Below are 2,390 nucleotides of genomic sequence, written 5' to 3'. Positions count from 1 at the left end.
GGTGGCTTCCACGGTTAGGCCTGGGTGCTTTCCCGAAAAAAGGGTTTCTCGTTTGTGCGGCGAAGATTTTTCCGCAAAAGCAATGCTGTCCGCAAGGAGGCCGGCACTGACGGGAGGGCACGATTTAGCGTTTCAGACTCCGTGAGAAAACTTGGGGATTGGTCGGTCCGCATATTCCGAACGCCAAAGGTCGAGATGGAAGGCCGGAAAGTCCGAACAGAATGCCAAACAGCAAGGTGTGGGTACTGCGCAGTGGTGCCCTGTAGCGCGAATTTCCGAAACGCTGTGGTCTCTAGTACTACTTTGTTAGTTTATGCTGTTCGTTCTGTAATGATTGGATTATCCTGCCATCGTGTCTTCGATTCAGGGAGGAACGATGGCTATTCGCAAAGCAGGAGCCGAGCCGCTGCCAGAGTTGGCGGCTTTTTTGGAGCCGTTCAGCAAGGTTGTGCGCCGTACGGAGAGCAAGCATGCGCTGGAACGCTACACGACTGGGTTGCTGTCGGATCTTGCCCGAAAGACCTCGGCACAAATGGGGCGTTCGCTGCCGGGAACCAATGATCAGCGGCTTCAGGAATTTCTCACCAACACCGCATGGGAGGCCGGTGAGATGGATCGCCTCCGTATCGCCCACATGCTTGAGCACGCTTCGGTAGGAGACGGCGTGCTGGTGGTGGACGACACCGGCATCGCAAAGAAAGGAACCCATAGCGTGGGGGCCGCCCGGCAATACTCGGGCACGCTGGGGCGGGTGGACAACTGCCAAGTACTGGTCACGGCCCACTATGTGGACGGGGTTTTCGACTGGCCGGCGATGGCCCGACTCTACCTGCCAGAAAGCTGGAGCAAAGACCCCCCGCGCTGCCGGAAGGCTCAGGTGCCCTCGGAGACCGGCTTTCAAACCAAAGGAGAGATCGCACTGGGGTTGATCGACGAGGCCCGAAATGCAGGCCTGGAGCCAAGGGCTGTGTTGACCGATGCGGGCTACGGAGACCAGCCCGCCTTCCTCGACGGCCTGGAAGCCCGGCAGTTGCCCTACGGGGTAGCGGTTGGCGTGGCGGTACGCTTTCGTTTGGCCGAACAAGTGGAGGCTGATCCAGGCGATCCGCCGTCGCCGGCATACTCGGGGAAAGGCCGCCCTCGCAAGGTTTCCACGCTCGCTGAGCGCATCCGGAACCTGGAAGCCAAGGCGATTTTGGAGGGGCTGCCCGCGGAAGCGTGGCACCAAGTCGCTTGGCGAGAGGGCACCAAGGGCGCCTTGGTCAAACAATGCGCCCGAGTGCGCGTCTACCGAAGCGGCCAGCGAAGCAAGCACATTGCCAGCAGCGGCTGGCTCATCGGGGAGCGTCCTTTGGAAGGCCATGCGGGCGACCAGAAACAGTACTTCGTTTGGGGACTCGACGAGTCCGGACCGGAAGAGTTGATGGGTCTGCTTCATGTGCGCTGGGTCATCGAACGCTTCTATCAGGACGCCAAAGGTGAGCTGGGACTCGATGAATATGAAGGGCGTTTCTGGCCCGGTCTCCACCGCCACGTGGCTCTGGTAATGCTCGCCCATTGCTTTCTGACCTTGCAGCAAAGCTTCGGAGCGGCGGTGGTTGGCAGAAACCCTGCCCCACCGACGCGGGGTTTCCCCCCCGGTGGGGCGAAAAAGTATCGCCGCACTCCGGCGGCTCGTACTTGAGGAACTCTTCCGACAGGTCATCGCATTCTATGCCAAATCGCGTGATGGCCCTGAACTAACAAAGTAGTACTAGGCCGTGAAGACCCCGCGTCGCGGAATCTTCTCCACAGGCAGTATGTGGCACGGGCTCGTAGCGATTCTCCCCGTGCCGCTCCCCTCCGCTGCGGCCTTTCCCGTGGCAATCTTTCCCGTGACCGCCTTCCCCGTGGATTAGCGCCACAGCCTCCGGAACGCAAACCCCCAGGAAAAAGAGCAGCCGCGCGGCCACGAAGGTCGCGCGGGCGCACCCGTGCGCCACCCCCCGGCGCTGCGGCGCCGCGGGCGGCTATTTTTTTTCCTTGCTGCGTTTGGCCAGGAACTCGTTGGTGAGATTGACCAGTTCCGTCGGTGGGGGGTCGTCCAGGATGTTTCGAGCCAGTTCCACGCTGGATTTGTAGCGGCCCATATATTTTTTGCAGGGGGGGCAGAGCAGCAGGTGCAGGCGAAAGACGAGGGCGTCGGAGGCGCGCAGCTTGCGGTCCAGAAATTCCATCAGGAAATCCCGCACCTCATCGCATTCCTTTAGCACCGCTGGCATCCGCATGATGCTATTGCCCCTCCGAGCTGAATAAATCCTGCACGGCCACCATCAAAAACTGGCGCACCCGGTGCAATCTGACTCTGACGGATCCCTCGCTGATTCCAAGGGCATCGGAAACTTCCTTGG

The 2,390-nt window shown here is 60.5% G+C and carries 2 protein-coding genes; one reads left to right on the top strand and one right to left on the bottom strand.

Going from position 1 to position 2,390, the window contains the following annotated elements:
* Positions 1 to 376: 376 nt before the first annotated feature.
* Complete coding sequence (locus FVQ81_18385) at positions 377 to 1,684, top strand: IS701 family transposase (GenBank protein MBW7998499.1); 1,308 nt, start codon at positions 377 to 379, stop codon at positions 1,682 to 1,684.
* A 325-nt stretch (positions 1,685 to 2,009) separates the two neighbouring features.
* Here the strand turns inward: FVQ81_18385 and FVQ81_18380 are convergent, their stop codons facing one another.
* Positions 2,010 to 2,267, bottom strand: a complete 258-nt coding sequence (locus FVQ81_18380; GenBank protein MBW7998498.1) for a hypothetical protein — start codon at positions 2,265 to 2,267, stop codon at positions 2,010 to 2,012.
* Positions 2,268 to 2,390: the final 123 nt, after the last annotated feature.

It is taken from the genome of Candidatus Glassbacteria bacterium (assembly GCA_019456185.1).
GTDB lineage: Bacteria > Gemmatimonadota > Glassbacteria > GWA2-58-10 > GWA2-58-10 > JAJRTS01.
Note: the sequence above shows the minus strand (reverse complement) of the source record. Positions and strands in the feature narration are given on the sequence as shown.